The organism is Stenotrophomonas sp. 05L44_2, from assembly GCF_056665995.1.
The window spans coordinates 1-1419 of record NZ_JBFTNR010000899.1; the positions used below are offsets into that span (position 1 = coordinate 1).

The 1419-nt window shown below is 67.8% G+C and carries 1 protein-coding gene; it reads right to left on the reverse strand.

Annotated elements, in window-relative coordinates; genetic code table 11:
- Positions 1-176: 176 nt before the first annotated feature.
- Positions 177-1419, reverse strand: a 1243-nt coding sequence (locus AC1VAN_RS21790) for a S46 family peptidase (RefSeq protein ID WP_480986740.1), incomplete at its 5' end; no start/stop codon positions are given.

Below are 1419 nucleotides of genomic sequence, written 5' to 3' on the forward strand. Positions count from 1 at the left end.
GGTCATGACCGTTGGTCGTGGCAGAGGCGTCCGTGCCCACCAACGGTGGGCACCCACCAGAGGGAAAGGTGGGCACCTACCAGGAAACGGTGGGCACCTGCCGGAAGACAGTGGGGACCTACCGGAAGACGGTGGGCACCTGCCGGGAGATCGTGGGCGCCTACCGGGAACCGGCGTTATTCCGCCGGAACGCCCATTTCCTTCAGCAGTTCAGGTGCCGGGTAGACCTTGGCCAGCAGCCAGCGCAGGTAGCGCATGTCCACGTGCACGGCGCGCTTGTAGCGGGGGTCGAACCACCAGCTGGCACTGACCGACTCCCAGTTGCTGTCGAAGTTCAGGCCGATCAGTTCGCCCTTGGCGTTGAGCACCGGCGAGCCGGAGTTGCCGCCGGTGGTGTCCAGGTTGGTCAGGAAGTTGACCGTCTGGGTCTTCAGCGCGGGGTCGGCGGTGCTGCCGAAGTCGCCCTTGGCAATCGCGGCCAGCAGCGGCTTGGGGGCATCGAACGGATAGGCGTTGGTGTTCTTTTCGACGATGCCGGCCACGGTGGTCACCGGCGAATAGGTCACGCCATCACGCGGGTGCAGCGCTTCCACCTTGCCGTAGCTGATGCGCAGGGTGCGGTTGGCATCCGGGTACACCGCACGGCCCTGCTTGGCACGCCAGGCGAACAAGGCCTGCATGTAGGCCGGGCGCAGGCGCAGCTGTTCGCCTTCGCGGGTCTTGCTCTCGTTTTCGATGCGCAGCTGCGCGGCCACCAGCGGGCCGGCCACGGCAATCAGCGGATCGGCGGCCAGCGCCTTGCCTTCGCGGGCAGCGGCGAAGCGGGACAGGCGCTGCGCTTCGTCACCCAGCTGGGTGCCGGCATACAGCGTGTCCAGCGCCTGCGCCAGCTGTGCCGGGGTACGGCCGAAGGCCGTGTCGAACTCGGCCACGCGCTGCGCATCCGGCAGCTGCTGGTAGCGCGTCAACAGGGTGGTCAGCAGCGCCTTCTCGACCTCGGGTGCATAGCGGCGCTGCACCTGCTTCAGCACGCCCTCGATCATCGCCTGGTCGCGCTGCTGGTAGCCGGTCTCGCGCTGCGCATCCGGCTTGGCCGATTCAATGCGCAGGCGTTCCAGCAGCAACGCCGAGCGCAGCAGCTGGCTCTGGCTGGCCATCTGTTCCAGCAGCAGGTCGCGCTCGCCCACCGCCGCGCCCTGCGACAGGTTGGCCAGCAGCGCCTTGATGTCGCCCTGGTACTTGCGGTCGGTGGCGGCCAGCATCGCCTGCTCGTCGGCCGCACGCTGGGCCTTGGCATCGCTGCGCAGCAGCCCTTCCAGCTCACCGGCAGCACGCTTGCGGTTGTTCTTCAGCGACTGCAGCTGCGAGGCATAACGGGTACGTGCCTGCGCATCCTTGGCACTGGCCGCTTCGATGGTG